The organism is Phenylobacterium sp., assembly GCF_028290885.1.
Lineage (GTDB): Bacteria > Pseudomonadota > Alphaproteobacteria > Caulobacterales > Caulobacteraceae > Phenylobacterium.
Genome location: NZ_JAQGIZ010000014.1, coordinates 21,646 through 47,849 on the forward strand (window position 1 = coordinate 21,646; position 26,204 = coordinate 47,849).

Annotated in this window: 29 protein-coding genes and 1 pseudogene; 9 read left to right on the top strand and 21 right to left on the bottom strand. The window is 69.2% G+C overall.

Annotation, left to right across the window (positions count from 1 at the left end):
- The first annotated feature begins 27 nt into the window (after positions 1 to 27).
- Together JWP28_RS01205 and JWP28_RS01210 are read left to right on the top strand one after the other, a co-directional pair.
- Entirely contained in the window at positions 28 to 1,152 is a 1,125-nt protein-coding gene (locus JWP28_RS01205; RefSeq protein WP_299539065.1) for a glycosyl hydrolase, read from the top strand.
- Positions 1,149 to 1,412: a MoaD/ThiS family protein gene (locus JWP28_RS01210; RefSeq protein ID WP_299539067.1), complete on the top strand. Its 264-nt coding sequence runs from the start codon at positions 1,149 to 1,151 to the stop codon at positions 1,410 to 1,412. The genes JWP28_RS01205 and JWP28_RS01210 overlap by 4 nt, the downstream gene beginning before the upstream one ends.
- Here JWP28_RS01210 and serA read toward each other — a convergent pair.
- The 4 genes and pseudogenes from serA to JWP28_RS01230 form a co-directional block, all read right to left on the bottom strand.
- Positions 1,409 to 2,989, bottom strand: a pseudogene (serA, locus tag JWP28_RS01215) (phosphoglycerate dehydrogenase). The gene JWP28_RS01210 and the pseudogene serA sit on opposite strands and share 4 nt — an antisense overlap.
- A 74-nt stretch (positions 2,990 to 3,063) precedes the next feature.
- Entirely contained in the window at positions 3,064 to 4,233 is a 1,170-nt protein-coding gene (locus JWP28_RS01220; protein WP_299539069.1) for a phosphoserine transaminase, read from the bottom strand.
- A 156-nt stretch (positions 4,234 to 4,389) separates the two neighbouring features.
- Entirely contained in the window at positions 4,390 to 4,716 is a 327-nt protein-coding gene (locus JWP28_RS01225; RefSeq protein ID WP_299539072.1) for a hypothetical protein, read from the bottom strand.
- Positions 4,717 to 4,886: 170 nt separating this feature from the next.
- Positions 4,887 to 5,222: a hypothetical protein gene (locus JWP28_RS01230; protein ID WP_299539074.1), complete on the bottom strand. Its 336-nt coding sequence runs from the start codon at positions 5,220 to 5,222 to the stop codon at positions 4,887 to 4,889.
- Between the two features lie 239 nt (positions 5,223 to 5,461).
- Here JWP28_RS01230 and JWP28_RS01235 point away from each other — a divergent pair, with 239 nt between their 5' ends.
- Both JWP28_RS01235 and JWP28_RS01240 read left to right on the top strand, forming a co-directional pair.
- Positions 5,462 to 7,366 carry an ATP-binding protein gene (locus JWP28_RS01235; RefSeq protein WP_299539076.1) on the top strand — a complete coding sequence of 635 codons (1,905 nt, stop codon included), beginning with the start codon at positions 5,462 to 5,464 and terminating at the stop codon, positions 7,364 to 7,366.
- Positions 7,367 to 7,487: 121 nt separating this feature from the next.
- On the top strand, positions 7,488 to 7,886 hold the full coding sequence (locus JWP28_RS01240; protein WP_299539078.1) for a hypothetical protein: 399 nt from the start codon (positions 7,488 to 7,490) through the stop codon (positions 7,884 to 7,886).
- Between the two features lie 218 nt (positions 7,887 to 8,104).
- On the opposite strand, the gene JWP28_RS01245 is transcribed toward JWP28_RS01240, so the two are convergent.
- Entirely contained in the window at positions 8,105 to 8,689 is a 585-nt protein-coding gene (locus tag JWP28_RS01245) for a nucleotidyltransferase family protein (protein WP_299539080.1), read from the bottom strand.
- Complete coding sequence (gene thiD / locus JWP28_RS01250) at positions 8,686 to 9,489, bottom strand: bifunctional hydroxymethylpyrimidine kinase/phosphomethylpyrimidine kinase (protein ID WP_299539082.1); 804 nt, start codon at positions 9,487 to 9,489, stop codon at positions 8,686 to 8,688. Before thiD ends, JWP28_RS01245 begins: the two co-directional genes overlap by 4 nt.
- A gap of 86 nt (positions 9,490 to 9,575) precedes the next feature.
- On the opposite strand from thiD, the gene JWP28_RS01255 reads away from it, so the two are divergent.
- Together JWP28_RS01255 and JWP28_RS01260 are read left to right on the top strand one after the other, a co-directional pair.
- Positions 9,576 to 9,878 carry a metalloregulator ArsR/SmtB family transcription factor gene (locus tag JWP28_RS01255; RefSeq protein ID WP_299539084.1) on the top strand — a complete coding sequence of 101 codons (303 nt, stop codon included), beginning with the start codon at positions 9,576 to 9,578 and terminating at the stop codon, positions 9,876 to 9,878.
- Positions 9,875 to 10,378 carry an SRPBCC family protein gene (locus JWP28_RS01260; RefSeq protein ID WP_299539086.1) on the top strand — a complete coding sequence of 168 codons (504 nt, stop codon included), beginning with the start codon at positions 9,875 to 9,877 and terminating at the stop codon, positions 10,376 to 10,378. The genes JWP28_RS01255 and JWP28_RS01260 overlap by 4 nt, the downstream gene beginning before the upstream one ends.
- Here the strand turns inward: JWP28_RS01260 and folP are convergent.
- The 3 genes from folP to rpsU all read right to left on the bottom strand — a co-directional run bounded on the left by folP (position 10,357) and on the right by rpsU (position 13,575).
- The gene (gene folP, locus JWP28_RS01265; protein WP_299539089.1) at positions 10,357 to 11,208 is read right to left on the bottom strand and encodes a dihydropteroate synthase; all 852 of its coding nucleotides are present in this window, start codon (positions 11,206 to 11,208) and stop codon (positions 10,357 to 10,359) included. The genes JWP28_RS01260 and folP overlap by 22 nt on opposite strands.
- A gap of 74 nt (positions 11,209 to 11,282) precedes the next feature.
- Positions 11,283 to 13,160 carry an ATP-dependent zinc metalloprotease FtsH gene (gene ftsH / locus JWP28_RS01270; protein ID WP_299539091.1) on the bottom strand — a complete coding sequence of 626 codons (1,878 nt, stop codon included), beginning with the start codon at positions 13,158 to 13,160 and terminating at the stop codon, positions 11,283 to 11,285.
- Between the two features lie 178 nt (positions 13,161 to 13,338).
- A complete protein-coding gene (gene rpsU / locus JWP28_RS01275; protein WP_199622309.1) occupies positions 13,339 to 13,575 on the bottom strand; it encodes a 30S ribosomal protein S21 in 237 nt (78 codons plus the stop codon).
- A 221-nt stretch (positions 13,576 to 13,796) separates the two neighbouring features.
- On the opposite strand from rpsU, the gene JWP28_RS01280 reads away from it, so the two are divergent.
- Positions 13,797 to 14,462, top strand: coding sequence for a COQ9 family protein (locus JWP28_RS01280; RefSeq protein WP_299539093.1), 666 nt, complete (start codon positions 13,797 to 13,799; stop codon positions 14,460 to 14,462).
- 153 nt (positions 14,463 to 14,615) lie between these two features.
- Here the strand turns inward: JWP28_RS01280 and JWP28_RS01285 are convergent, their stop codons facing one another.
- The gene (locus JWP28_RS01285; RefSeq protein ID WP_299539126.1) at positions 14,616 to 15,692 is read right to left on the bottom strand and encodes a 5-(carboxyamino)imidazole ribonucleotide synthase; all 1,077 of its coding nucleotides are present in this window, start codon (positions 15,690 to 15,692) and stop codon (positions 14,616 to 14,618) included.
- A 5-nt stretch (positions 15,693 to 15,697) separates the two neighbouring features.
- Positions 15,698 to 16,192 (bottom strand): 5-(carboxyamino)imidazole ribonucleotide mutase, encoded by a 495-nt coding sequence (gene purE / locus JWP28_RS01290; RefSeq protein WP_299539095.1) that lies wholly within the window; start codon positions 16,190 to 16,192, stop codon positions 15,698 to 15,700.
- A 168-nt stretch (positions 16,193 to 16,360) separates the two neighbouring features.
- On the opposite strand from purE, the gene JWP28_RS01295 reads away from it, so the two are divergent.
- Positions 16,361 to 17,074, top strand: a complete 714-nt coding sequence (locus JWP28_RS01295; protein ID WP_299539098.1) for a GGDEF domain-containing protein — start codon at positions 16,361 to 16,363, stop codon at positions 17,072 to 17,074.
- Between the two features lie 39 nt (positions 17,075 to 17,113).
- Here JWP28_RS01295 and JWP28_RS01300 read toward each other — a convergent pair whose 3' ends face one another.
- Genes JWP28_RS01300 through JWP28_RS01310 form a run of 3 tightly spaced genes read right to left on the bottom strand, consistent with a single transcriptional unit; the run spans position 17,114 to position 18,386 of the window.
- Positions 17,114 to 17,323: a DUF465 domain-containing protein gene (locus tag JWP28_RS01300; protein ID WP_299539101.1), complete on the bottom strand. Its 210-nt coding sequence runs from the start codon at positions 17,321 to 17,323 to the stop codon at positions 17,114 to 17,116.
- A 14-nt stretch (positions 17,324 to 17,337) separates the two neighbouring features.
- Positions 17,338 to 17,781: a TIGR02444 family protein gene (locus tag JWP28_RS01305; protein WP_299539104.1), complete on the bottom strand. Its 444-nt coding sequence runs from the start codon at positions 17,779 to 17,781 to the stop codon at positions 17,338 to 17,340.
- Between the two features lie 5 nt (positions 17,782 to 17,786).
- Positions 17,787 to 18,386, bottom strand: a complete 600-nt coding sequence (locus JWP28_RS01310) for a UbiX family flavin prenyltransferase (protein ID WP_299539107.1) — start codon at positions 18,384 to 18,386, stop codon at positions 17,787 to 17,789.
- A gap of 126 nt (positions 18,387 to 18,512) precedes the next feature.
- Here JWP28_RS01310 and JWP28_RS01315 point away from each other — a divergent pair, with 126 nt between their 5' ends.
- Positions 18,513 to 18,686, top strand: coding sequence for a DUF465 domain-containing protein (locus JWP28_RS01315; RefSeq protein WP_299539109.1), 174 nt, complete (start codon positions 18,513 to 18,515; stop codon positions 18,684 to 18,686).
- Positions 18,687 to 18,800: 114 nt separating this feature from the next.
- On the opposite strand, the gene JWP28_RS01320 is transcribed toward JWP28_RS01315, so the two are convergent.
- The 7 genes from JWP28_RS01320 to JWP28_RS01350 form a co-directional block, all read right to left on the bottom strand.
- Positions 18,801 to 19,457, bottom strand: coding sequence for a cell cycle transcriptional regulator TrcR (locus JWP28_RS01320; protein WP_299539112.1), 657 nt, complete (start codon positions 19,455 to 19,457; stop codon positions 18,801 to 18,803).
- Between the two features lie 127 nt (positions 19,458 to 19,584).
- Positions 19,585 to 21,390 carry a M10 family metallopeptidase C-terminal domain-containing protein gene (locus JWP28_RS01325; protein WP_299539114.1) on the bottom strand — a complete coding sequence of 602 codons (1,806 nt, stop codon included), beginning with the start codon at positions 21,388 to 21,390 and terminating at the stop codon, positions 19,585 to 19,587.
- 93 nt (positions 21,391 to 21,483) lie between these two features.
- Positions 21,484 to 22,236 carry a DUF72 domain-containing protein gene (locus tag JWP28_RS01330; RefSeq protein ID WP_299539116.1) on the bottom strand — a complete coding sequence of 251 codons (753 nt, stop codon included), beginning with the start codon at positions 22,234 to 22,236 and terminating at the stop codon, positions 21,484 to 21,486.
- A gap of 32 nt (positions 22,237 to 22,268) precedes the next feature.
- A complete protein-coding gene (gene ribB, locus JWP28_RS01335) occupies positions 22,269 to 23,417 on the bottom strand; it encodes a 3,4-dihydroxy-2-butanone-4-phosphate synthase (RefSeq protein WP_299539118.1) in 1,149 nt (382 codons plus the stop codon).
- The gene (locus tag JWP28_RS01340; RefSeq protein WP_299539120.1) at positions 23,414 to 24,013 is read right to left on the bottom strand and encodes an NADPH-dependent FMN reductase; all 600 of its coding nucleotides are present in this window, start codon (positions 24,011 to 24,013) and stop codon (positions 23,414 to 23,416) included. Before JWP28_RS01340 ends, ribB begins: the two co-directional genes overlap by 4 nt.
- Positions 24,010 to 25,737, bottom strand: coding sequence for a class I adenylate-forming enzyme family protein (locus JWP28_RS01345; RefSeq protein WP_299539129.1), 1,728 nt, complete (start codon positions 25,735 to 25,737; stop codon positions 24,010 to 24,012). Before JWP28_RS01345 ends, JWP28_RS01340 begins: the two co-directional genes overlap by 4 nt.
- Before the next feature lie 123 nt (positions 25,738 to 25,860).
- The coding region (locus JWP28_RS01350) for an acyl-CoA dehydrogenase family protein (RefSeq protein ID WP_299539123.1) at positions 25,861 to 26,204 on the bottom strand (344 nt) is incomplete at its 5' end.

Below are 26,204 nucleotides of genomic sequence, written 5' to 3' on the forward strand. Positions count from 1 at the left end.
AACGTCCTTCGGGCGGGAGGACATTCCATGACCGACGCGATCCAACTGCTTGTGGGCTCCCGCAAGGGCGCCTGGATCTATCGCAGCGACGCCAGGCGCCAGACCTGGCGCGTGCAGGGTCCGCTGTTCCTGGGCCAGATCGTCAACCACTTCGTCATCGACCCGCGTGACGGCAGGACCATGCTGATGGCGGCCTCGACCGGGCATCTGGGTCCCACCATCCTGCGCTCGACCGACGGCGGCGAGACCTGGGCCGAGGCCAAGACGCCGCCGGCGTTCCCGAAGTCGGACGACCCGCGCGCCCGGGCCGTCGACCACAGTTTCTGGCTGGAGCCCGGCCATGCCAGCGAACCCGGCGTCTGGTGGGCCGGCGCCTCGCCGCCCGGCCTGTTCCGCTCGACGGACGGCGGCGTGACCTGGGAGAGCGTGGCCGGGTTCAACGACCATCCGCGCTATTGGGACTGGTGCCCACCGGAGGCCGGCACGCCGGACGGCTCGCTGCTGAACCAGGTGGTCATCGACCCGCGCGACCCCGCCCACATGTACATCGCCACCTCCAGCGGTGGCGTGTTCGAGAGCACGGACCAGGCGGCGACCTGGGCGCCCCTGAACGAGAACGTCGAGGCCAACTTCCTGCCCGATCCCTATCCGGAATTCGGCCAGGACGCCCACTACATCGCGCTTGCGCCGACCAACCCGGATCGCCTCTGGCAGCAGAACCATTGCGGCGTCTATCGACTGGACCGGCCGGGCACTCGCTGGGAGCGGATCGGCAAGGCCATGCCGGCGGAGGTGGGCGACATCGGCTTCACCGTCGTGCCGCACGCGCGCTGCGCCGACACCGCCTGGGTCTGGCCGATGGATGGCACGGAGGTCTGGCCGCGCACCAGCCCCGGCGGCCGCCCCGCGGCCTACCGCACGCGCGACGCGGGCGCGACCTGGGAACGCCAGGACAAGGGACTGCCCGCCGAGCAGGGCTGGTTCACCGTCAAGCGGCAGGCCTTCTGCGCCGACCGGGCCGACCCCATGGGCCTCTATCTGGGCACGACCGGCGGCGAGCTCTGGATGAGCGGCGACGAGGGCGAGAGCTGGCGCCAGATCGCCGCCCATCTGCCGGAGATCTATTCAGTCGTCGCCGCGCCGCTCGCATGACCCAGGTCCTGATCCCCTCGCAGCTCACCTCCTACACCGGCGGCGCGACGCGGGTGGAGGCCGCGGGCGCGACGGTGGCCGGCGTGCTGGACGACCTCGACCGGCTCTATCCCGGCCTGAAGTTCCGGGTGGTCGACGAGCAGGACCGGGTGCGCAAGCACATGCGCATCTTCATCGGCCAGCAGGAGACCCGCCAGGTCGCCGCCGCTGTGCGCGACGGCGACGAACTGCTGATCTTCGGCGCGCTCAGCGGGGGTTAGAACCGCAGCGCGCGGGCTTCCTTCACGTGCGGCAGGCCCTGGATCTTGCCGATCAGCGCCTCGCTGGGTTCCTGATCGACCCCCACCAGCGCGATGGCGTCGTCGCCGGCCGAGACGCGTCCCAGGTTGAAGGTTGCGATGTTCACCCCGGCCTCGGCCAGGAGGCCGCCGAGATTGCCGATGAAGCCCGGCTTATCGAGGTTGTTGACGTAGAGCATGGTCGGGCCGAACGGGGCGTCGAGGTCCATGCCCTTGACCTCCACGACGCGCGGCGTGCCGGCCAGCACCGAGCCCGCGAAGGAGCGCTTGCCCTTCTCGGTGGTGACGGTGATGCGGATCAGGCTCTCGTAGATCGGCGAGTCCTCCTGGCGACTCTCGGAGACGGTGATGCCGCGCTCCTTCGCCACCGCCGGCGCCGAGACCATGTTGATCTCCGCCAGCATCGGCCGCATGACGCCGGCCAGCGCCGCCGCGGTCATCGGCCGGGCGTTGAGGCGCGCCACCTCGCCCTCGTAGGCGATGTCGATGGCCTTGATCCCGAAGTCGACCATCTGGCCGGCGAAGGCGCCCAGCTTGTCGGCCAGCGCGATGAACGGCTTCAGCCGCGGCGCCTCCTCGGCGGTGACCGAGGGGCTGTTCAGCGCATTGGTCACCGCTCCGGTGAGCAGGTAGTCGCTCATCTGCTCGGCCACCTGCAGGGCGACGTTCTCCAGGGCCTCGACGGTCTAGGCGCCCAGGTGCGGGGTGGAGATGAAATTCTCCGCGCCGAACAGCACGTTCGCCTTGGCCGGCTCCTCGACGAACACGTCGAAGGCCGCGCCGCCGACGTGGCCTTCGTCCAACAGCTTGCGCAGCGCCGCCTCATCGACCAGGCCGCCGCGCGCGCAGTTGACGATCAGCACGCCCTTGCGCGTCTTGGCGAGGTTCTCGGCCGACAGGATGTTGCGCGTCTTGTCGGTCAGCGGGGTGTGCAGGGTAATGACGTCGGCGCGCTTCAGGAGGTCCTCGATCTCCACCTTCTCGACCCCGATCTCGACAGCGCGCTCCGGCGACAGGAACGGGTCGTAGGCGATCACGTGCATCTTCAGCCCGTTGGCGCGGTCGGCGACGATGGAGCCGATGTTGCCGGCCCCGATCAGGCCCAAGGTCTTGCCGTAGAGCTCCACGCCCATGAAGCGGTTCTTCTCCCACTTGCCGGCCTGGGTGGAGACGTCGGCGGCCGGGAGCTGGCGGGCGAGCGCGAACATCATGGCGATGGCGTGCTCGGCAGTGGTGATCGAGTTGCCGAAGGGCGTGTTCATCACCACGATCCCGGCGGCGGTGGCGGCGGGGATGTCGACGTTGTCGACGCCGATGCCGGCGCGGCCGATGACCTTCATGTTGCCGGCGGCGGCGATGACCTCCTTGTCGGCCTTGGTGGCGGAACGGACGGCCAAGCCGTCGTAGTCGCCGATGATCTTCAGGAGCTCGTCCTTGGAGAGGCCGGTCTTCACGTCGGCCTCGACGCCGCGCTGCTTGAAGATGTCGAGGGCGGCGGGGCTCAGCTTATCGGCGATGAGAACGCGGGGCATGGGCAGATATCCTTATTGGGGGCGCCCGCCCCGGCGGCGCGGGGCGGGTCAATGTGTCGGGGAGGCGCTGGCGCGCCGGTTCAGGCGGGCTGAAGTTCGGAGATCGCGGCGGCGAAGGCCCAGTCGAGCCAGGGGGTGAGCGCGTCGAGGTCCGAGGTGTCGACCGTGGCGCCGCACCAGATCCGCAGGCCCGGCGGGGCGTCGCGGTAGCCGCCGACGTCGAGGGCCACGCCCTCCTTCTCCAGGGCGCCGGCCAGCTTCTTGGCGAACTCGGCCTGCGCCTCGTCGGAGAGCGAGGTGACCCGCGGGTCGATCACCTTCAGGCAGACCGACGTGTTGGAGCGGATCGCTGGGTCTTCGGCCAGGAAGGCGACCCAGCCGGTCTTCTGCACCCAGGATTCCAGCACGCCGAGGTTGGCGTCGGCGCGGCGCTGCATCTCCGTCAGACCGCCGATGGAGGCCGCCCACTTGAGCGCGTCGACGGCGTCCTCGACCGCCAGCATCGAGGGCGTGTTGATGGTGGCGCCTTCGAAGAGGTCGAGGGTGACCTTGCCGCCTTTCGTCATGCGAAAGAGCTTCGGCATGGGCCACGGCGGGCTGTAGCTCTCAAGCCGGGCCACGGCGCGCGGCGACAGGATCAGGACACCGTGCGCCGCCTCGCCGCCCAGCGCCTTCTGCCAGGAGAAGGTCACCACATCGAGCTTGGCCCAATCGAGCGTCTGGGCGAAGGCCGCGGAGGTGGCGTCGCAGATCACCACGCCCTCGCGGTCGGCGGAAATGAAGTCGGCGTTGGGCACGCGCACGCCGGAGGTGGTGCCGTTCCAGGTGAACACCAGGTCGGCGTCGCCGCGCACCCGGGTCAGGTCCGGCAGCTCGCCATAGGGGGCGTCCAGCACCTCGGCTTCGATCTTCAGCTGCTTGACGACATCGGTCACCCAGTCCTTGCCGAAGCTCTCGAAGGCCAGCAGCTGCACCGGTCGCGGGCCCAGCATCGACCACATGGCCATCTCGACGGCGCCGGTGTCGGAGCCCGGGACGATGCCGATCAGGAAGTCGTCGGGGACCTCCAGCACCTCGCGGGTGCGGTCGATGGCTTCCTTGAGCCGCGCCTTGCCCAGCTTGGAGCGGTGCGAGCGTCCAAGGACGGCGTTCTGGAGGTTTTCGGGGGCCCACCCAGGACGCTTTGCACAAGGTCCGGATGAAAATTCAGGGCGCGCCGGCCGCATGGCCGGCTTCGCGGGGGTCGTCATAGCAATGTCTCCCATCCTTGCAGATGGACTGCGCCCCGTTGGGAGGGCGTGGCCCGCGGGCCAGAAGCCCGCGTTTGTGCTGCAGCGCAAGAGAAAGATTCTAGATGCGGCAGTTAGCTGCGCTGAGGCCCCAGCCGCGGGGCAGCTGTCGCCGGACTAGGCGCTGAGGCTCCGCGCGCGCCGACGCCAAGTGAGAAGGGTGCCGAAGATGAGGCAGATCATGACACCGAGAAAATTGGTGTTGTTGATGATCGCGTGGAGATCGTCCTTCGGGCGCTCCGTCACGAAATAGAAGGAGTGGAGCGTGAACTGGGCGGCGTAGAGCAGCATCGCGCCGCCCAGCCAGAGGCTACCGTAGCGCAACACGACGATGAGAAGGCCGATCGCGGTCAGGCCGTCCACCACAAGACCGAAGACGCCCGACGACGCGGTGGGGTTCGCCAGGTTGGCGAACCAGAGCAACACGAGGTTGGCCAGGATCACGCCGCCGCCGAGGCGTTCGGCCGGCCCGCCCCTCAGGAGAGCGAGTCCGCACCCTGCCAAACCGAGGAGGGCGATGCCGATCGTGATAGGAGAAATAGACATGCTGATGCGCCCCTAACCTAATAGGAGCGCACCACCAATTAAACTTATTGCAACGTGGTCTGAGAAATTCAGCCGACGTCGCGAAGGACGGTCTGATCCGCTTCGTCACGCAGGAAGCTCTTGTTCTCGACACCGAGCTTGGTGCGGATGCCCAGACGGAGCTTGGCTTCGTTCAGCTCGTTGTGCACGCCGACCATGGCGGTGCGCGCTTCGCTGAGCGCCTTGATCGCTTCGACCATCTTCACGGCCGCTTCGTCGGCGAACACCATCGAGGCGTTCACGTCTTTACGAGCCTTGAGCATCTCGCTCATCAGCTCCGAGGCTTCCGCCAGCGCGCCGTCGACGGCGGCTTCGGTCACGAACAGCTTCTTCGCCACTCGCTGAGCCACAAAGGCCTTTTCCATCAGGATCCCCTAACAAGGTGAACAACCACAATTTACGGTAAACGGAAGCTTAACCTTCGCGCAATTGATTCATGGGTTGTTAACCATAAATTTTTCCCCCGCGGGTTGTGACTGTTGCCTCAAAGGCACGGTTTGCCTCGATTTAACTCGCGGGAAGCCGCTCGCGGCCAGGGCGACAGGAAGCGAAGCGTTAGGATTGTTGCGCTACAGCGGAGGTCCGTGCGGCCTTTGCGAATCCTATGACCCCAACGAACGGCACACCTGGCGCAGCCCCCACCGCGACCTTCCACGCGCGCGTCGCAGGTGTCGGCCTGGTCACGACCCTGGTGGTGCTGATCGCCGCCTGCCTGACCTTCATGCTCGAACAGTGGGCGGTGGCGCGCACCCAATCGCACCAGATGTACGCCGGCCTCGCCCAGATCACGGCGACGACCGCCGCGCCGGCGATCATCGTAGGCAACAAGGCCCTGACGGAGGCGCCCGTCGCGGCCCTGGCCGCCAGCCGCAACGTGGCCTCCGCGCGCCTGACCGGCCTCGACGGACGGGTGCTGGCCGCCTATGACCGCGCCGCCACGGGGCGGCCGGTCACCGCAACCGAGGTCATCCGGTCCGACGTCGTCGCCGACGGCCGCAAGGTCGGAACCTTGGCCCTGGTCGTTCGCCAGCCCACGCTCGGTGCGCTCTTGCCCCAGTTCACCGCCTTGACTGCGGCCCTGTTGTTTGGCGGCGTCGGCGTGGCCCTGTTCCTGGCCCGCGGCATGGCCCATCGGGTGATCGCGCCGGTGCAGCGCCTGTCGGAAGCCATGCACGAGGTCGCCGAGGGCGGCAGCTTCGAGCCGGTGGAGATCGAGGCGCAGGACCAGCTGTTCCGCAGCCTGACCGCCAGCTTCAACCACCTGCTGGGCAAGCTCGGCGAGCGCGAGGATGAGCTGAAGCGGGCGATGCGCGACCTGGAAAGCGCCCGCGACGCCGCCAACGCGGCCAATGTGCTGAAGACCCAGTTCCTGGCCAACATGAGCCACGAGATCCGCACCCCGCTGAACGGCGTCCTGGCCATGGCCGAGGTGATGTCGATGGGTGATTTGGCCGAGGTGCAGCGCGAGCGCCTGGGCATCATCCGCCAATCCGGCGGCCTGCTGCTGGCGGTGCTGAACGACGTCCTCGACCTTTCCAAGATCGAGGCCGGAAAGCTGACCCTGGTGAAGGAAGACTTCGACCTTGGGCCGACGCTCAGCTCCACCGCCGAAACCTTCCAAGTGCTGGCGAAGAGCAAGGGCCTCGACTTCGGCTTCGAGATCAGCGCGGCGGCCCAGGGCTGGTGGCGCGGCGACGCCGACCGCCTGCGCCAGATCGCCGGCAACCTGCTGTCCAACGCCGTGAAGTTCACCGGCCATGGCTCGGTGCAAGCCAGCGCCGACGTCAACGCCGAGACGGGCGCCCTTCGGCTGGTGGTCCGCGACACCGGCGTCGGCATCTCGCCCGAGAAGCTCCCCGCGCTGTTCGAGAAATTCACCCAGGCCGACAATTCCGCCACCCGCCGTTTCGGCGGCACGGGCCTGGGCCTCGCCATCTGCCGCGAGCTTACCCAGATGATGGGCGGCTCGATCAACGTCGAAAGCCGCGAGGGCCATGGCTCGACCTTCACCGTCGAGCTGCCGCTGGGCCGAGGTGAGGCCGTGGACGAGAGTGAGGCCACGCCGACGGCAGACACCGGCGAGCGCAACCTGCGGCTGCTCGCCGCCGAGGACAATCCCACCAACCAGCAGGTGCTGGCGGCGGTGATGGAGTCGCTCGGCATCGACGTCGACATCGTCGCCGACGGCAAGCAGGCGGTCGACGCATGGAAGGTCGGCGGCTACGACCTCGTCCTGATGGACATCCAGATGCCGGTGATGGACGGCATCGACGCCGCCCGCCAGATCCGCGGCATCGAGCTCGCCGAACAGCGCAAGCGCACGCCGATCGTGGCGCTCACCGCCAACGCCCTCACCCACCAGGTGGACGAATACCTGGCCGCCGGCATGGACGGCCACGTGGCCAAGCCGATCGAGATCGCCAAGCTCTACGAGGCGATCAGCGCCGCGCTGACCGCCGCGGCCACCGGCGCCTCGGGCCGCACGCCCGCCGCGGTCCAGGCCGGCTGATAGCCCGTTTCCGAAGCTGAACGGCAAACAACGCGGGCCTCAGGCCCGCGTCATTCACCGCGTGTTGTTCTCCTGACCATCAGCCGGCGTCCCGGCGCTTTTGGTTCAGGAGGACCAAGCCATGAAGAAGATCCTGCTTTCTCTGGCGGCCGCTGCCGCCCTGGCCGCCGCCGTCACCCCCGCCGCCGCCCAGCCCTGGCGCGGCCACGACAGCAACGACCGCAGCCCTGCCTATCGGAGCGAGGATCGCTCACTGTCGATCCCCGCCCAGGAATGGCGAATCCGCAACGCGGTCCAGCAGGGCCGCATCTCGCGCGGCGAAGCTCGCCAACTCCTGGAAGAACTGAACCAGCTCCGGCCCGCGGCGTGGCGGCTCGAACACGGGCGGGCGAACAATTGGGATTACCAGCAGCTGGCGCGCGGCATGGGACACGTCCAAGCGGGGTTGGGCGTCTACGCCTCCCGGCATGAGGATCAGTACGGCTATGGCTACGGCCGTGACCGCGATTGGCGCCACTAGCCGAGAGCAGACCTAGCCAGCCGGCGCCCCCGGAGCGATCCGGGGGCGCTTCAACGCCGACGTTGGCGCGGGCCGTTGGTGGTGGCGCTGGACACCGCCTGCGGGGCCACGGGGGTCCGGCGCGACAGCCCGGACGTGCGCCTCATCCTGCAGGATGGCGACGAGGAGGGTTAGGCCCAGACCTCCTAGGACTCGACGCCAAGGGCCTCGCCGAGGACTTAGGCAAGCGGCTGATTGATCACAGTCAGTTCGGGCCAGCGGGCCGTGGCGGAGGCGGCGGTGCGCGCGAAGCCGTTGGTCTTCCGCGCCGGGTTGGGGGCGAGCCGCAGCGCGAAGAGGTCTTCCAGGCCGAACGGGGCGACGATGGTGAGGCGGTCGTCCGCCTCCAGCCGCACGCCGACCGAGAAGGTGGCGCTGGTGAACCGGTTCAGCGCCTCGGCGGTGCAGGTCAGCGGCGCATAGGGCTCGCCGAACTTGCCCTCGAACCACAGGTGCACGCGGGCCTGGTTGCGCACCTCGAGCATCTCGCGAAGCGGCGGCTCGAAGGCCGCGGCGACGCGGCGGATGACCAGGTCCTCGGCGTCATAGGAGGTGTCGGAAGGATCGAAGTAGCCCAGGTCGTAGTCCTTGATCCCATAGTCCAGGTCGCGGCCGGTCAGGCGGTTCAGCACCCGCTGGTAGATCGCGCCGGAGAAGATCAGCCAGTCGGGCAGCGCGAGGCCGCGCGCGGTTTCCAGCACCTGCATCAGGCTGGCCGAACTGCGCACGATCGCCTCCAGGCGGCGTTCCAGGGCCGCGGTCACGCGCGCCCTCGCAGGGGCCAGGCGTGGTCGAGCGGGCCGTGGCCGCGGCCGAATCCCGGCGCGCGCAGCAGCGCCTCGTGCACATAAGCCCAGGCGCGGGCCACGGCCTCGGTGAGCGGCAGGCCCTGGGCCAGGCCCGCCGCGCAGGCCGAGGCGAGCGTGCAGCCGGTGCCGTGGGTGTGGCGGGTGTCGATCCGCTCGCCCTCGAACGCCGTCTCGCCCGCCGGCGTCATCAGGATGTCGATCACCCGTTCGCCCGGCACATGGCCGCCCTTCATCAGCACCGCCGCGGCGCCTGCCGCCAGCAAGGCCTCGCCGGCGCGGCGCAGGTCGTCGGTGGTCGCGACGGCGAGCCCGGTCAGCGCCTCGGCCTCCGGTGCGTTGGGAGTCAGGAGGCCGGCGCGCGGAACCAGCAGGTCGCGCACCGCGCCCACCGCGTCGGCGGCGAGCAGGCTGGCCCCGCCCTTGGCGACCATCACCGGATCGATGACCGCCGGAATGGACTTGGCGGAGTCCAGCAGGCGGGCCACCGCCGCGACCATGGCCGCATCGCCCAACATGCCGGTCTTGATGGCGTCGGCGCCGATGTCGTCCAGCACGGCCCTGGCCTGGGCCACGACCGCCTCGACCGGGATCGGGTGCACGCCGCTGACGCCCAGGGTGTTCTGCACCGTGACGGCGGTGACGGCGGTCGCGGCGTAGCCACCCAGCGCGGTGACGGTCTTGATGTCGGCCTGGATCCCCGCCCCGCCGCCGGAATCCGAGCCGGCGATGATCAGCACTCGTCCGAGGTTCGGCATCGGCTGGCGATAGCGCGAGCGGCGACGAATTGCATCGCCGAATAAAATTCCTTGACGGTTATATATCTTTTGAAGAATATATCAGCATGACGCCATTTGAAGCCATCGCCGAGCCCAACCGCAGAGCCCTCCTCGACCTGCTGCGGGCCGGAGAGCGGCCGGCCGGCGACCTCGTGGCGGCCACCGGCCTCAGCCAGCCGGGGGTTTCCAAGCACCTCAAGCTGCTGCGCGAGGCGGGGCTGGTCAGCATGCGGCCCGACGGCCAGCGCCGGCTCTACCGGCTCGAACCGCACAACCTCACCCCGCTCGACGACTGGCTGCAGCCCTTCCGGCAGTTCTGGTCCGGGCGCCTCGACGCCCTTGATGATCATTTGGAGAAAGAACAATGATCGACACCCAAGAAACTCTCGGCCAAGTCAGCGTCGCCGACGACGCCCTGCAGGTGGTCTTCCACCGCCACTACGCCCGACCCATCGAGAAGGTCTGGGCCGCGATCACCACGCCGGAGCGGCTCGCCGACTGGCTGGCCAACGCCGAGGTCGAGCTGAAGCCCGGCGGGACCATCCGCTTGAACTGGAACGGCATCCACGAGATGCAAGGCCGCGTCCTGGTCTGCGAAGCGCCCAGGGCCTTCGCCTGGACCTGGGAACTGGACGGCCGCGAGACGGTCGTGCGCTTCGACCTGAAGTCCGACGGCGACGGCTGCTGGTTGACGCTGACCCATTCCGGCCTCAGCCCGAAGGCGGGTCGCGGCTCCGGCGTCCGCGCCGGCTGGCACGCCCATCTGGACGGCCTGCCCGACGCCATCGAAGGCCGGAAGACCGCCTGGGAGGTCAAGACGGCGCGCGAGAAAGTGGTCGCCGGCCTCTACCCGGCCCTGCCGGCCTGAGCGATCGCGGTCCAGACGCGCAGCGCCTGGACCGTTTCGCGCACGTCGTGGACCCGCACGGCGGCCACGCCCGCGGCGACGCCCGCCAGGGCCGCGGCGATCGAGCCGCCCAGCCGCTGCTCGCCTGGGCGGCCGCCGCCGTCCACCGTGCTGATGAAGCTCTTACGACTGACGCCCAGCAGCACCGGGAAGCCGAGGGCGACGATGCGGTCCAGGCCCGCCAGCAGCGGCAGGTTGTGGTCGAGCATGTGCTTGCCGAAGCCCACGCCCGGGTCGAGCCAGATCCGGCCGCGGGCCACGCCAGCGGCCATGGCGGCCTCGGCGCGCGACGCCAGGAACGCCGCCACCTCCGCAACCACATCGTCATAGCGCGGCTCGGCCTGCATGGTCCCGGGCTCGCCCTGCATGTGCATCAGGACGACCTCGCAGCCGAGCGCCGCGGCGGTCGCGAGGCTATCGGGCGCATGGCGGAGCGCAGTGACGTCGTTCCAGATCGTCGCTCCAGCGGCCATCGCCGCGCGCGCCACGGCGGGCTTCATGGTGTCGATGGAGATCGGGACCGCGCTCTCGGCGCGGATCGCCTGGATCAGCGGGACGACGCGGTCGATCTCCTGGGCCGCGTCGACCGGCTGCGCGCCCGGCCGGGTAGACTCGCCGCCGATGTCGAGGATGTCGGCGCCGTCCGCGATCAGCCGCCGGGCGCGGCGGAGGGCTGCGTCGAGCTCATCGAACCGCCCGCCGTCGGAGAAGCTGTCCGGCGTCACGTTGATCACGCCCCAGACCTTGACGGGGGGGACGCGCACGGGCTGGACGGCGGGCACAGGCTTCATCCGCCGCTTGATAATGAAAAAGGGCAGCCCCGTCGCCGGTGGCCGCCCTTGGTCAGTTCAGTTCGCGTGGAGCCTTACGCCGGCTCGGGCTTGGGCGAGATCGGCACCGCCACCGCCGGGCCGGTCGGACGCTTGGCGTCGACGTCCTCGCGGTTCGGAGCCACGCCCTTCAGCGCGCCGATGACCTCGTCGCCGCTCAGGGTCTCGTACTCGAGCAGGGCCTTGGCCAGCGTGTGCAGGTCGTCGAGCTTTTCCGTCAGGATCCGCCTGGCCTCGTCGTAGCCCGCCTGGACCAGGCGCTTGACCTCGCTGTCGATGATGTTGGCCGTCTCCTCGGAAACGTTCTGGGTGCGCGACACCGAGTGGCCGAGGAACACCTCTTCCTGGTTGTCGCCGTAGGAGACCAGGCCCAGCTTATCCGAGTAGCCCCAGCGGGTGACCATGTTGCGGGCCAGGCCCGTGGCCGCCTGGATGTCGCTCGACGCGCCCGAGGTGACTTTGTCCTTGCCGAAGATCAGCTCCTCGGCGACCCGGCCGCCCATCATGATGGCCAGCCTGGAGGTCATCTGCTCGTAGTTCATGGAGTAGCGGTCGCCTTCCGGCAGCTGCATCACCATGCCCAGCGCGCGGCCGCGTGGGATGATCGTCACCTTGTGCACCGGATCCGACGACGGGACCGTCAGCGCCACCAGGGTGTGGCCGCCCTCGTGGTAGGCGGTGTTCCTCTTCTCGTCCTCGGTCATGACCATGGACCGCCGTTCGGCGCCCATCATAACCTTGTCCTTGGCTTCTTCGAAGTCGCGCATGGTGACCATGCGGCGGTTTTTCCGCGCGGCCATCAGGGCGGCCTCGTTGACCAGGTTAGCCAGGTCGGCGCCGGAGAAGCCCGGCGTCCCGCGGGCGATGACCTTGGTCTCGACGTCGGCGGCCAGCGGCACGTTCTTCATGTGCACGCGCAGGATGCGCTCGCGGCCGTTGACGTCGGGGTTCGGCACCACGACCTGGCGATCGAAGCGGCCGGGCCGCAGCAGCGCCGGGTCCAGCACGTCGGGCCGGTTGGTGGCGGCGATCAGGATGATGCCTTCATTCGCCTCGAAGCCGTCCATCTCGACCAGCAGCTGGTTGAGCGTCTGCTCGCGCTCGTCGTTGCCGCCGCCCAGGCCCGCGCCACGATGGCGGCCGACGGCGTCGATTTCGTCGATGAAGATGATGCAGGGCGCGTTCTTCTTGGCCTGTTCGAACATGTCGCGCACGCGGCTCGCGCCGACGCCCACGAACATCTCCACGAAGTCGGAGCCGGAGATGGTGAAGAACGGCACGCCCGCCTCACCCGCGATGGCGCGGGCGAGCAAGGTCTTACCGGTGCCGGGGGGGCCGATCAGCAGGGCGCCCTTGGGGATCTTGCCGCCGAGGCGCTGGAACTTCTGCGGGTCCTTCAGGAAGTCGACGATCTCGACGACCTCTTCCTTGGCTTCCTCGACGCCGGCCACGTCATCGAAGGTGACGCGGTTCTTGTTCTCGGTGAGCAGGCGGGCCTTCGACTTGCCGAAGCCCATGGCCCCGCGCGCGCCGCCCTGCATCTGGCGCATGAAGAAGATCCAGACGCCGATCAGCAGCAGGACGGGCAAGCTCTGCACCAGGAAGCCCACCACCGTGACGCCGCCCGCGGCCTTGACGGAGATGTTCGCGCCCTGGCCCTCCAGGCGCCGCACCAGCTCGTCCTGGTTCACCGGAGTGACCGCGGTGAAGGTCTTGTTGGCCTGGTCGGTGACGACCACCGCCGGTCCACGGATCTCGGCGGTCCGAATCTGGCCGTCGTTCACCTTCTTGAGGAGCTGCGAATAGGTGATCTCGCCGGCGCTCGCGGCCTTTCCGCCGCCGGTGACCATCGAATAGAGACCGATCAGGACGACGACGATGACGCCCCAGATTGCGAGATTGCGCAGGTTCATCGTGAGGGACCGCCTAGAAAAGGGCTCGCGCCAGCGCCTTGAAGATAAGGCCTTGAACGCCGTTTCACCAGTTGTGGGACCATCGGCGCGACCGAAGATCGCGCCTTGGCCGCAAAAGCCAAGGGCCGCGCCTATAAGACGCGGCCCTCACATAGGCATGAATTTGCTGAATTAAGCGCTACCGGGGAGCCGGCTTCTTCGGCGCCGCGATCAGGCCTTCGCGCTGGGCGCGCTTGCGGGCCAGCTTGCGCGCCCGGCGCACGGCTTCCGCCTTCTGGCGAGCGCGCTTCTCCGAGGGCTTTTCGTAGTGCACGTGCCGCTTCATTTCGCGGAACGAGCCCTCGCGCTGCATCTTCTTCTTCAGCGCCTTGAGGGCTTGGTCGACGTTGTTGTCGCGGACGAAAATCTGAACCAGGGTTCTCTCTCCTGTTGGTCGCTTCCCGCCCGGCCCCCCAAAAACCCCTGAAAAGAAGGGGGCCCGGCTAGGGGCGGCGGCGAGCGAACAAAAAGAAAATATCACCCGGAGGCTTTGCGGCCTTCGGGATTGAGCGCGGCGGGATATCAGAACAGACCGCCGATGTCCACGCCGCAGGCGAGGGTTTTCTCCTTCGGCGCGAGCTGTCCTAGAGTGGCGCCATGGCCAGATCCTCCCCCGCTGCCTCCCCGCCCGACTGGGCCGCCACGGCCGAGCAGCGGCTGTTGGACGCCGCGCTGGAGATCGTTCCGCACGTGGGCTGGACCTCGCGCCTGGCCGCCATGGCCGGCAAGGCCTGCGGACTTTCCCCCGGCGAGACCGAGCTGCTGCTGCCGCAGGGGCCCGCCGACCTCGCCGCCCTGCTGTCGCGCCGCCACGACGCCAGGGCGATCGAGGCGCTGGCGGCCGTCGATCCTGCGACCCTGAAGATCCGCGAGCGCATCGCCCGCGCGGTGGAGGCCCGCCTCGCCGCGGCGGCGGCCGACGAGGCTGCGGTGCGCCGCTGGACCGGCTTCCTGGCGTTGCCGCCGCACATCGCGCTGGGCGCGCGGCTCGCCTGGGAGAGCGCCGACGTGCTGTGGCGCTGGGCCGGCGACACCGCCACCGACGAGAACCACTATTCCAAGCGCGCGCTCCTGGCCGGCATCCTCACCGGCGCGCTGGCCATCCGGCTGTCGTCGGGGGCTGAGGCCGCGTTGGCCTTCACCGACCGCCGCATCGCCAACGTCATGGCCTTCGAGAAGTGGAAGGCGACGACGAAGCTGAAGCCCAGCCAGATGATGGACAGCGTGGCCGGCGCGCTCGGACGGATGCGGTATCGCACTTAACATCCCTCCTCTTTAGGGGAGGGACGAGTCGGCGCAGCCGACCGGGGTGGGGGAGTCGCGTTCAAGCTCCGAGTTCGGGGCCCTGGCCCACAGACCCCCACCCGTCCCGAGCTTCGCTCGGTCCACCCTCCCCTTAAAGAGGAGGGATGGGGTTCAGCCTAGCGGCTTCACGCGGTTGATGTGGCCCATCTTGCGGCCGGGCCGGGTTCCGCGCTTGCCGTAGAGGTGCAGGCGGGTCTCCGGCTCGGCGGCGTATTTCGCCCAGGCGTCGGCCTCGTCGCCCAGCAGGTTTACCATCTCGACCTGGGCGATGGCGTGGGTCGGCCCCAGCGGCCAGCCGGCGACGGCGCGGATGTGCTGTTCGAACTGGTCGACCTCGCAGCCGTCCTGCGTCCAGTGGCCGGAGTTGTGCACCCGCGGCGCGATCTCGTTCACCAGCAGGCGCCCGTCGGCCATCTCGAAGAGCTCGATGCCGATCACGCCCACGTAGTCGAGGCCGGCGAGCACGCGGGTGGCGATCCGCTCGGCCTGGTCGGCCAGCGCCGGCGTGGCCCGCGCCGGCGCCAGGGTTCGGCGCAGGATGCCCTGCTCGTGGTGGTTCTCGCCCAGGGGATAGATGGCGGTCGATCCGTCGCGCCCGCGCGCGGCGATCACCGAAAGCTCGCGCACGAAGCTGGCCGCGGCCTCGACGATCACCGGGACTCCGCCGAGCGCGGCGAAGGCGGCGGCCGCATCGTGGGCGTGCTCCACCCAGCGCTGGCCCTTGCCGTCATAGCCCTCGCGGCGGGTCTTCATCAGCGCCGGCGCCCCGATGCGGGCCACGGCGTCGGCGGCCTCCTCAGGCGTATCAGCCGGCGCGAAGGCGACGGTGGGCGCGCCGTGCGCGTTCAGGAAGGTTTTCTCCTCGAACCGGTCCTGGGCCACGGCGAGCGCGCGGGAGCCTGGGGCCACTTCGACGCCGCGGGCGGCCAGCCAGGCGACCGACGCCGCCGGCACGTTCTCGAACTCATAGGTGACCAGGCCGGTGAGGCCGGCGAGCTCGGCCAGGGCCACCTCGTCGTCGTAGTCGGCGACGATCAGCTGGACCGCCGTACGGCCGGCCGGGCTGTCGGCCTTGCGCTCCAGCACCACCACGTCGAAGCCCAGGCGCGCGGCGGCCAGGGCCAGCATGCGGCCGAGCTGGCCGCCGCCGAGGATGCCGAGCGTCGAGCCCGGCGCGAGCGGCAGGATCGGGCTCACGCGTCCTCGACGGTTTCTGGAATGCCGTCGGTCTGGTCGGCGGTGAACGCCGCCAGGCGCTCGGCGATCGTTTCGTCGGACAGCGCCAGGATCTTGGCGGCCATCAGCCCGGCGTTCTTCGCGCCCGCTTCGCCGATCGCCAGGGTCCCCACCGGAATGCCGGCCGGCATCTGCACGATGGAGAGCAGGCTATCCATGCCCTTCAGCGCCTTGGATTCGATCGGCACGCCCAGCACCGGCAGTTCGGTCAGCGAGGCGGTCATGCCGGGCAGGTGGGCGGCGCCGCCGGCCGCGGCGATGATCACCTTGAAGCCGGCCGCCTTGGCGCCCTTGGCGAAGGCGTACATCCGGTCGGGCGTGCGGTGGGCGGAGACCACCTTGGCCTCGTAGCCGATCCCCAGGCGCTCCAACATCTCCGCGGCATGCCGCAGCACCGGCCAGTCGGACCGGCTGCCCATGATGATGGCGACGGGCGCATGCGTGGCGCTCATGTCGTGTCCGGCCCCCTCTTCGAAGGGCGCGGAGTATAGGCGCCGACTTTGCAGGGGCAACCAAGGATGGCTAGATTCGCACAGGTCCTCGGCACGTCGTTGATTCTGCTCCTCTCCCGTTCGAGAATTCGCCCGTGAAGATCCCATGTCGATGAAGGTGTCTGGTCCATGAAGGTGTCTGGCGCACCCAACGAGCCCTTCTCGGCCATGCGACGACGCGCGCTCGCGCAGGCCGGCGCCCAGGTCCGCGCCTCGGCCCCCGCGGACTCCACCGAATTCCTCGGCATAGGCGAGACCGAGCTGACGCCCGCGGTGCGCGGCGCCGTGCAGACCCTGCTCACCGAGATCGACGACCTGCGCGGCGAGGTGGGCCGGCTGAAGGCGCGGCTAGCCGAGATCGAAGACCTCGCAGACCGCGACGCGCTCACGCCGTTGTTGAATCGCCGCGCGTTGCTGCGCGAGCTCAGCCGCATCCGCACCTTCGCCCAGCGCTACGGCTCGCCGGCAAGCCTGGTCTACTTCGACCTCGACGACCTGAAGGGCGTCAACGACCGCCTGGGCCACGCGGCGGGCGATGCGGCGCTGAAGGCGGTCGCCGAGCGCCTGCTGGCCAACGTGCGCGAGAGCGACATCGTGGGCCGCATGGGCGGAGACGAGTTTGCGGTCATCCTGGCGCAGGCGGACTACGCCACCGCCGAGGCCAAGGCCGCCTCGCTGGCCCGCGCCATCGAGGCCGAGCCGCTGCGGTTCGGGGACTGGTCTGCGCCGCTGCACATCTCGTGGGGCGTGCGCGAGATCACCCAGGAGGCCGAGCCCGAGACCCTGGTCGCCGAGGCCGACGCGGCCATGTACGCCCGAAAGCGCGGGCGGCGCAGCGCCTGAGCAAACCCTTACCTTCCCCGTTTACGGGGGAGGGTAGAGCTAAGCGATGATGTCGGGAGTCAGCTGGTCCTCGATGCGGGTGATCTCGTCCTTCAGCGCGAGTTTCTTGCGCTTCAGCCGGCCGATCAACAGCATGTCGGGGAGCGGCGATAGCGAGATCGCCTGCACCGCGGCGTCGAGGTCGGCGTGATCCTGCCGAAGCTCCACGAGCCTCGCCTGCAGTATCTCTTCGGACTGGTCGTCGTTCATACCTGAGTTCGATCCTAGCCGAGGGCGGCGGCGAGCGCAGCCAGGGCGTCGGCCGGCGCGGGCCTGCCCCAGGCGTTCGACGCGGCCTCCAGCGCGGCCAGGGCATGGGCGCCGCCCTGCGGCCCGGTCACCGCCTCCAGAGCCTCCATCAGGACCCGCTCGGCGCGAAGCTCAGCCGACTTCACGTCGTCGCGCAGGCCCTCGCGGTCGGCGTCCGCAACGCCGTCGAAGGCGGGCTTCAGCGCACGGCGCACGCTGCGCAGCGGCGAAAGCGCCAGGGCCTCCCAGCGCCGGGCGACGTCGGCGGCCTTCGCCAGCAGCGCGGGATCGGCCGCCTCCGCCCACACCGCCCAGAGCAGCAGCGAGGTGTTCTGGCCGTACTCGTCCTGCAGGGCGAGGCAGGCTTCCGGCACGCCGGCCTGCGCATAGGCTTCGAGCGTCCAGTCCCAGAGCGCCATCGTCCTCAAACCTCCGCCTTCAGCGGACCCACGTCCTGGCCCCAGCGCTTAACCGGCTTCCATGACAGGCCGAAGAGGTCGAGCGCGCGGCCGACCGACTGGTCGACCATGGCCTCCAGCGTGGCGGGCCGGGCGTAGAAGGCCGGCAGCGGCGGCGCGATCACCGCGCCCATCTCGGCGAGCCTCACCAGGGTGCGCAGGTGGCCCAGGTGCAGCGGCGTCTCGCGCACCATCAGGACCAGCGGCCTGCGCTCTTTCAGCACCACGTCGGCGGCCCGCGTCAGCAGGGACGAGGTGACCCCTGTGGCGATCTCGCTCATGGTCCTGACCGAGCAGGGCGCCACGATCATGCCGAGCGTCCTGAACGATCCCGAGGCGATCGCCGCGCCGATGTCGGAGACCTTGTGGACCACATCGGCCTTGGCGTTGACCTCCGCCGTGGACAGGTCGGTCTCCTGCGACAGCGTCAGGGCCGCGGCCTTGCTCATCACCAGATGGGTCTCGACGCCCAGCTCCCGGCAAGCGTCCAGCGCGCGCAGGCCGTAGACGATCCCGGAGGCCCCGGAGATGCCGACCACAAGCCTTGGCGCCTCACTCTTCGGCATGTGCGGGGTCCTTCAACACCTGACCGGCCAGCTTCGCCTCAGCAGCCGGCTGCAAACATATGTGATCTGACAGCCGCGCATAGCGGGTGTTCACTACGGCTTCCAACAGCAAGGAGGCCGCTCGTCATGGCGTTGGAAGCCCGGATCCGTGAACTCGGATCTCGCCACCAGTCCCTCGAAGAAGCCATTCAAGACGAACTGCGCAGGCCCGCCGCCGACGACATCAGACTCAAGGAACTCAAGCGACAGAAGCTGAAGCTGAAGGAAGAGATGGAAGCCCTGCGCGGACAGCTGCACTAGGCTTCGACCACAAGATCCCTCCCGTAACCGGGAGAGCAGAAGCCGGCGGCCCGCCGGTAAGGGTGGGGGAGCCTTATTGCAAGGCCTCTCCCACCCGCTTCTCTGTTCGGAATCCTAATCCTCGCCGTGCTCGTCCTCGAACGCCGGCGCGGGCTCATCGTCCTCGAGCACGCCGGTTTCCGACGCGGGCATCAGCGTCGGACCCTCCGGCTCGACGATGCCGCGGCGCTTGTCGTCCTTGGCCTTCTTGTCGGCAGCCTTCCTCACCACGGCGTCCAGTTCGAGCTGGGTGGAAAGGCCCAGCGTCACCGGGTCGACCGGCTTGATGTTGGCCGAGTTCCAGTGGGTGCGGTTACGCACCTGGTCGATGGTCGCCTTGGTGGTGCCGAGGATGCGCGCCAACTGGGCGTCGGCGACCTCCGGGTGGTTGCGCAGGAACCAGGCGATGGCGTCGGGCCGGTCCTGGCGGCGCGATACGGGCGTGTAGCGGGGCGCCTTCTTCACCGGCTTCAGCAGCTCGGCGTGGCGGCTCTTCTGCGCCTTCATGCGGTACTTGGGATCGTTCTGGGCGGCGTCCAGCTCTTCGCGGCTGAGCTGGCCGTTGGCGATCGGATCGGCGCCGCGGATGTCGCGCGCCACCTCGCCGTCAGCGATACCCTTCACTTCCAGGGGGTGCAGGCCGCAGAAATCGGCGATCTGTTCGAAGGTCAGCGAGGTGTTGTCCACCAGCCAGACGGCGGTCGCCTTCGGCATCAGGATGTCAGTGGTCATATCGGTTTTCCGTGCGTCGGAAATGAAGGCGCCCGGCCTTTCGGCCGGGCGGTGTGATCCGATGCTATAGGCCGGTTCAGCAAATGAGGAAACGGGATTGTATGGCGCGGGCGCGGAGGCCGCCCGGTCAGTTCCCGAAAATCCACCCCGGCGTCAGCGTCGAGAGCTGCACGGCGACCAGGATCATCTGGTTGCCGGCGCCGAAGTCGATCACCGTGTCGGCGGCCACCTGGCTCACGGTGAAGGTGGTGCCGGGGTCGAGCATCACCCGGTCGCCTTCGGCGAGGTGGAAGTCCAGAACCCGGTCGATGCCGGCCTCCTGCGAGGTGTGGAACAGGTCCGCCCCGGCCCCGCCGCTCTCGGTGTCGTTCCCGCGGTCGCCGGACACGAAGTCGTCGCCGGCCCCGCCGGTGAGCAGGTCGTCCCCCTGGCCGCCGCGCACCTGATCGTTGCCGTCGCCGCCATCGAGGGTGTCGTTCCCGAGGTTGCCCCAGACGACATCCGAGCCCGCGTCGCCATACAGCGCGTCGCCGTCCTTGCCGCCGACCACCCAGTCGTCCCCGCCGTTCCCATGGGCGAGATCGGCGCCGGCGTTGCCGTTGATGTCGTCGAAGGCCGAGCCGCCGGAGATGGTGTCGTTACCGTCCTCGCCGCGCAGGTAGCTGGTCCCGGCCCCGCCATCGATGACGTCGTTCCCGGGGCCCGCCATGATGGTGTCGGCGCCGGCGTTGCCCGCCAGGGAATTGCTGAGCGCATTGCCGGTCATGGAATCGGCGCCGGAGCCGCCGATGGCGTTCTCGATGTCCGCGCCCTTGGCGATCGCCACGTCGCCGGTCAGGCCGCCGACGCTGGAGAAGAAGCCCTGCCGCAGGTCGATGGTCTGGGTGGAGCCGTAGCCGGAGAAGTCCAGCGTGTCATTGCCGCCGGCGTCCCACACCGCAAACACCGCCTTCGAGGAACCGGAGGTCAACGCGTACCAGGGTTCCCCGGCGTTGGAGTTGAAGCCGTAGACCGTGTCCCCGGTGCGGGTCGCCATGTTGGCGCCGTACTCGAGCTGGGCGGCGGCGATGTCGTCCAGCAGGGGCGCCGCCGAATAGACGCCGCCGTCGTTGCCGCCGGTGTTGGCCTCGTTGAAGTAGCTCATCACCGTGTACTGGCGGGAGTCTTCGAAGTAGCTGGCGTCGGCCGCGTAGGTGATCGTGACGCCGGTCCCGGCGTTGTAGTCAGAGGGGTGGTCAAGGCCGATGGCGTGGCCGAGCTCGTGGACCAGCACCTGGCCGCCATAGTTCCCGACGGTAGGATTGGCGTTGTAGCCGAGCGTGGAGTTGATCCAGACGTCACCCGCCGCGGCCACGAAGCTGGTGCTGCCCGGAAACTCGCCGAAGGCCGCGGCGCCGCCGACGCCTGTGGTGTAGTCGCCCAGCAGGATGGTGGCGCTGTCGGAATAGGCGCCCTCGCCGGAATCGCCGGACCCCACGCGCACAAAGTGGATGTTGGCGACGTCGGACCAGGCTCGAAAGGCGAGCTCCGCCTCGTCGATCTGGGCGGTGTTGAAACGCTGGAACCCGCCGGCGTCGTCGGGCATCTGGGCCGGCGCATTGGCCCGGTAAGCGTAGGTCACGGTGAAGCCGGCGCCGAGCGCCTGGGACCATCCGGGTTCGCCGCGGATGATCTGACTGGCCGCCTGATCGATGGTGTAGCTCTGCTTGCCGTTATCGGCGACGCCGGCGCGGGCGTCGGCGTTCAGGAAGGCCTGAGCCGCGCCGAGATCGTAGGCCGCCGGCACGACCAGGTGCGGATCTTCGACGACGTGGACCTGCCCCATGCAGAGCGGGCAGGTGCAGCCGGCCGGATGCCCCGCGTTCGCGACCAGGTCGAACGGGTTGGCCGCCAGGTTCGCCGGGTCGGGGGAGATGGAGGAGTCGGGCGGCATCGTCGCATCCGTACCAGATCCATCCCTTTCAAATCGTTACAGGAATGGCGGAGAGCGAACAACGATCGGAATTGGGCCCACCGCGCACGCCGTTCAGGCCGCGGACGCCGCCCCATAGGCCGCCACCCCGGCAAAGCCCATCAGGGCCTCGGCGTCGAGCGGGGCGGCGCTTTTGATGTCGTTGTCGAAGTAGGCGAACACATCCAGGCCCTGTCGCCGCCAGCCCTTGAGCCGCGCGGCCCAGTCGGCCAGCTCGGCCGGCGGATAGCGCCCGCGGTAGCGTCCGCCCGGCCCGTGGCCGCGCACGTAGACGAAGGACGCGGTGACCTCCCATGGCGAGGGCGCGGAATGATGGTCGGAGATGCACAGCGCCGCGTCGTGGTCAGCGAGGATCGCGAACACCGCAGGCGCATACCAGGACGGATGCCGGAACTCGACGGTGCAGCGCCGACCCTTCGGCAGAAGGTCGAGGAAGCGCGCCAGCCGCGCGTCGTCGCGATGGAGCATCGGCGGCAGCTGCACCAGGGCGGGGCCGAGCTTGGCCCCCAGCGGCGCCATGCGGCCGAACACCAGCTCGACGCTGTCTTCGCAGTCGTTCAGCTTCTTGTTGTGGGTGATGAAGCGGCTGACCTTCCAGGCGAACAGGAAGCCGGCCGGCGCGCGCCGCGCCCAGCCCTCGACCGTTGCCCCCGATGGCAGGCGGTAGAAGCTGGCGTTGATCTCGGCGGTGTCGAAGCGGGTGGCGTAGTATTCCAGCCGCTCGCGGTCCCGGGTCCCCGGCGGATAGAAGGGGCCGGTCCAGTCCTTGTAGGTCCAGCCCGAGCAGCCGATGCGCAACGCGCCCATGGCTGGCGGAATGCGGCGAGGCCGCCGGCGGTTCAGTCCAGCGGCACGCGCCCGACGATCTTCAGGCCGTAGCCGGCCGAGCCGGGCAGGACGGTCTTGGACGAGGTGAGCAGCAGCATGTCGCGGACCCCGAGGTCGAGCAGGATCTGCGCGCCGATGCCGTAGTCGCGCAGGATATTCTCCGAGTGGCTCGCCTGCGGCTGGCCGTAGCGTTCCGACAGCCAGTGGGGGTTGCTATCGCGGATGAACACCGCCACCGCCGCCCCGTCGTAGTCGGCGAGCGCCTTCAGGGCCTTGGGCACGTACTCGCGGCGGGCCTCGATGGCGCCCAGCATGTCGGTGGCGAGGTCCACCCGATGCATGCGCACCAGGGTCGGCTTTTCGGCCTCGATCCGGCCCTTCGTCAGCACCACGTGCTCGGTCTGGTCGATGGAGTTGCGATAGATCACCATCCGGAAGCGGCCGCCGTAGGTGCTGTCGAACGGGATCTCCAGCACGCGCTCGACTTGGCGCTCGGTGCGTCGGCGGTAGGCGATCAGGTCGGCGATCGTGCCGATCTTCAGGCCGTGCAACTGAGCGAAGGCGACCAGGTCCGGCAGCCGCGCCATCGAGCCGTCGTCCTTCATGATCTCGCAGATCACCCCGGCCGGGTTCAGGCCCGCCATTCGGGAGATGTCGACCGCGGCCTCGGTATGGCCGGCGCGGACCAGCACCCCGCCGTCCCTGGCGACCAGGGGGAAGACATGGCCCGGCGAGACGATGTCGTCGGGGCCCTTGGTGGGGTCGACCGCGACCGCGATGGTGTGGGCCCGGTCGTGGGCGGAGATGCCGGTGGTCACCCCCTCGCGGGCCTCGATGGAGACGGTGAAGGCGGTGCCGTGGCCGGACTGGTTGTCGCTGGCCATTGGCGGCAGGCGAAGCTGGCGGGAGCGCTCTGCGGTGATCGACAGGCAGATCAGGCCGCGGGCGTGCTTGGCCATGAAGTTGATCTGCTCCGGCGTGGCGAACTGCGCCGGGATGATCACGTCGCCTTCGTTCTCCCGGTCCTCGGCGTCCACCAGGATGTAGGGCCGCCCGTTGCGGGCATCCTCCAGGATGTCTTCGATCGGCGAGATCGCCGAGGTGAAGGTGTCGTCTTCGGAGGCGTGGCCGCCGGGCGGGACGAGGTAGGGGCGTTTCATGAGCCGGCCTTCCGCGCTTGGGCGCGTCGCATCTGGGCGAAGTCCATCACCTGGTCGGCCACCGTGGCGATCTGCCAGTCGTCCTTGGCCTCGCGGCACTCGCCCACCGCGTCGAACAGGTTTGCAGCGTTGAGCGCGGCGCCAAAGGGCGTCGGCCAGCCGCGCATGGCATGTATGATCGAGCGCACCGCCATCAAGGTCGTGCCGCCCGCCTGGGCCCCGTCCGCGGTGATGATGATCCCCACGGGCTTGCCGTCGAAATAGGGCCGTTGGTCGTTGCGGGTCAGCTCCAGCGTGTCCAGCGCGTTCTTCACCACGCCGGAAAGCGAGCCGTGGTAGCCGGGCGTCGCCAGGATGATCCCGTCGGCCTCGCGGACCGCCTGGGCCAGCTCGGCCTGTCCGAGGCTGGGCCCCGCGGGACCCGGGTTGAAGTGCGGCAGCCGCTCCAGGAACTCGCCGCCGAACATCCTGGTCCGCGCACCGGCCGCCTCCGCCCGGCGCAGCGCCAGCGCCAGCGCCCGCTCGGTGGCGGAGCCGGCCCGCGGGGTGCCGCCGACCCCGACAATAAGGGGGCCCACGATGGACGGTCCGCTCATGCGGTCTCGGTGTCGGTTGCGAACACCTTCTTGAGCTCGCTCTTGAGGATCTTGCCGTTGGCGTTGCGCGGCAGGGTCTCGGGCCAGAAGGCGACCTTAACCGGCGCCTTGAACGCCGCCAGCCGCGCCCGGACGAAGGCGCGCAGTTCGCTCTCGGTCGCCACGCCGCCGGGCTTCAGGTGCACCACCGCAGCGGGCTCCTCCCCCAGGGTCTTGTGCGGGATGCCGACGATGGCGGCGTCCATCACCGCAGGGTGGTCGTACAGCACGTTCTCCACCTCCACGCAGTAGATGTTCTCGCCGCCGCGGATCAGCATGTCCTTGGCCCGGTCGATTATGAAGAGGAAGCCCTCCTCGTCCAGTCGCGCCAGGTCGCCGGTGCGCAGCCAGCCGTCGACGAAGGTCTCGGCGGTGGCCTCCGGCTTGTTCCAATAGCCCTTCACCACCTGCGGTCCCTTGACCCACAGCTCGCCCACCGCGCCGGTCGCAAGGATGGTCTTGCCGTCGGCCGGATCGCGGATCTGCATCTCGCCGACCGGGGCGGCGGGACCGGCGCTGTCGGGGCGGTTCTCGTAGTCCTTGCCGAGGTGCGAGGTGAAGGTGGCGGTGGTCTCGGTCATCCCCCAGCCGTTGCCGGGCGCGGAGCCCGGGAAGGTTTCCCCGATCCGCCGCACCAGCTCCGGCGCCGAGGGCGCGCCGCCATAGGTCACCGCGACCAGGGACGTGAGGTCGTACTTGGCGCGCGCCGGATGCTCAATCAGCTGCCAGGCGATGGTCGGCACGCCGCCGGTGGAGCTGACCTTCTCGCGCTCGATCAGCCGCATGGCGGGCTCCGCGTCCCAGCGCCGCATCAGCACGATCTTGCCCCCGGCGTTCATCGTGGGCCCCAGCGTCGCCGAAAGCCCGGTGGCGTGGAAGAACGGCACCACCAGGAGGGTGACCCGCTGCGGGAGCTTATGCGGATCGGTCTCCGGCAGCGGCTGGCCGGCGCGCAGGAAGTTGCGCACCGCCGAGATGCCGCCGGCCCCGATGTTGGAGGTCATATTTCGATGGGTGCCCAGCGCGCCCTTCGGCTTTCCCGTGGTGCCGGAGGTGTAGAGGATGGTGGCGTCGTCCTCGGGGCCCAGCTCGACGTCCGGCAGGGGCAGGTCGCGCAGGTTCTTCCAACCGTTGACCGGGCCGACGACGTCCTCCAGCCGCGAGATCTTCGGATGCGGCGCGGCGTCGGTGAGCCTGGAGACATAGACCTTCTGCAGGGCGCTCAGGCTGTCGAGGTAATCGGCGATCCGCCCCAAGCGCTCGTCGTCGACGATGGCGACCTTGGCGCCGGAATCGGCCAGGCCGTACTCCAGCTCCGGGCCGGTCCACCAGGCGTTCAGCGGTGTGACGATGGCGCCGAGCAGGACGCCGGCGAAGAAGGCGACCGGCCATTCCGGCAGGTTGCGCATGATCACCGCGACGCGGTCGCCCTTCCCAACGCCATCGGCCTGCAGCTGGCGGGCCAGCGCCAGGGTGGCGCGGGCGAAGGCCTCGTAGGTGGCGCGGTCGGCCTCGCAGACCAGGAACTCACGGTCCGGGAATCCGCGGGCGTTCAGGAACACGTCGCGCAGGGTCGGCGGGGCGTTCTTCCAGACCTTGGTCATGATCCCGCGGATCGGGATCTCCTCGATCTCAAGCCGCTCGCCCGGCGCCGTGAGGCGCGCGTGCGCTTCGGCGATGGACATCACGGGCCAGGCGGGGTCAGTCACGCTCACATCACTCCAAAAAACTCTTCATCAGGCCGCAGCGGATCGGCTCGTCGGCCTGTCCGGGATGACAGGGATAGTAGCGCCGCTGGACTTCAACCCCTAGGCCGGCGCCTTTTCCCGCCGCTCGGCGTACGCTTCCTTCAGCTCGGCCAGTTCCTTGGCGTACTTCTCCTGCGCCGCCTCACGCAGCTTGGGGATGTGGTAGGCCGGGAAGAGGTCGTTGTCGGGGCGGTAGTCCTTCAGCACCTGCCTGGCGACCGTGACCTTGTGCACCTCGGTCGGGCCGTCGGCGATGCCCATCACCAGGCTCGAGGTCACCATGTGCATGAACGGCATCTCGTTGGAGACCCCCAGCGCGCCGTGCAGGTGGGCGGCCTTGGTGGCGATGTCGTTATAGACCTTGGGCATCATCACCTTGATGGCGGCGATGTCCTTGCGGACCA

Bases quoted from the DNA above. Each gene is read 5' to 3' on its own strand.
- JWP28_RS01205 (WP_299539065.1), top strand. From the start codon at position 28: ATGACCGACGCGATCCAACTGCTTGTGGGCTCCCGCAAGGGCGCCTGG.
- JWP28_RS01210 (WP_299539067.1), top strand. From the start codon at position 1,149: ATGACCCAGGTCCTGATCCCCTCGCAGCTCACCTCCTACACCGGCGGC.
- JWP28_RS01220 (WP_299539069.1), bottom strand. From the start codon at position 4,233: ATGACGACCCCCGCGAAGCCGGCCATGCGGCCGGCGCGCCCTGAATTT.
- JWP28_RS01230 (WP_299539074.1), bottom strand. From the start codon at position 5,222: ATGGAAAAGGCCTTTGTGGCTCAGCGAGTGGCGAAGAAGCTGTTCGTG.
- JWP28_RS01235 (WP_299539076.1), top strand. From the start codon at position 5,462: ATGACCCCAACGAACGGCACACCTGGCGCAGCCCCCACCGCGACCTTC.
- JWP28_RS01240 (WP_299539078.1), top strand. From the start codon at position 7,488: ATGAAGAAGATCCTGCTTTCTCTGGCGGCCGCTGCCGCCCTGGCCGCC.
- thiD (WP_299539082.1), bottom strand. From the start codon at position 9,489: ATGCCGAACCTCGGACGAGTGCTGATCATCGCCGGCTCGGATTCCGGC.
- JWP28_RS01255 (WP_299539084.1), top strand. From the start codon at position 9,576: ATGACGCCATTTGAAGCCATCGCCGAGCCCAACCGCAGAGCCCTCCTC.
- JWP28_RS01260 (WP_299539086.1), top strand. From the start codon at position 9,875: ATGATCGACACCCAAGAAACTCTCGGCCAAGTCAGCGTCGCCGACGAC.
- folP (WP_299539089.1), bottom strand. From the start codon at position 11,208: ATGAAGCCTGTGCCCGCCGTCCAGCCCGTGCGCGTCCCCCCCGTCAAG.
- ftsH (WP_299539091.1), bottom strand. From the start codon at position 13,160: ATGAACCTGCGCAATCTCGCAATCTGGGGCGTCATCGTCGTCGTCCTG.
- JWP28_RS01280 (WP_299539093.1), top strand. From the start codon at position 13,797: ATGGCCAGATCCTCCCCCGCTGCCTCCCCGCCCGACTGGGCCGCCACG.
- purE (WP_299539095.1), bottom strand. From the start codon at position 16,192: ATGAGCGCCACGCATGCGCCCGTCGCCATCATCATGGGCAGCCGGTCC.
- JWP28_RS01295 (WP_299539098.1), top strand. From the start codon at position 16,361: ATGAAGGTGTCTGGCGCACCCAACGAGCCCTTCTCGGCCATGCGACGA.
- JWP28_RS01300 (WP_299539101.1), bottom strand. From the start codon at position 17,323: ATGAACGACGACCAGTCCGAAGAGATACTGCAGGCGAGGCTCGTGGAG.
- JWP28_RS01305 (WP_299539104.1), bottom strand. From the start codon at position 17,781: ATGGCGCTCTGGGACTGGACGCTCGAAGCCTATGCGCAGGCCGGCGTG.
- JWP28_RS01310 (WP_299539107.1), bottom strand. From the start codon at position 18,386: ATGCCGAAGAGTGAGGCGCCAAGGCTTGTGGTCGGCATCTCCGGGGCC.
- JWP28_RS01315 (WP_299539109.1), top strand. From the start codon at position 18,513: ATGGCGTTGGAAGCCCGGATCCGTGAACTCGGATCTCGCCACCAGTCC.
- JWP28_RS01320 (WP_299539112.1), bottom strand. From the start codon at position 19,457: ATGACCACTGACATCCTGATGCCGAAGGCGACCGCCGTCTGGCTGGTG.
- JWP28_RS01325 (WP_299539114.1), bottom strand. From the start codon at position 21,390: ATGCCGCCCGACTCCTCCATCTCCCCCGACCCGGCGAACCTGGCGGCC.
- JWP28_RS01330 (WP_299539116.1), bottom strand. From the start codon at position 22,236: ATGGGCGCGTTGCGCATCGGCTGCTCGGGCTGGACCTACAAGGACTGG.
- ribB (WP_299539118.1), bottom strand. From the start codon at position 23,417: ATGAAACGCCCCTACCTCGTCCCGCCCGGCGGCCACGCCTCCGAAGAC.
- JWP28_RS01340 (WP_299539120.1), bottom strand. From the start codon at position 24,013: ATGAGCGGACCGTCCATCGTGGGCCCCCTTATTGTCGGGGTCGGCGGC.
- JWP28_RS01345 (WP_299539129.1), bottom strand. From the start codon at position 25,737: ATGTCCATCGCCGAAGCGCACGCGCGCCTCACGGCGCCGGGCGAGCGG.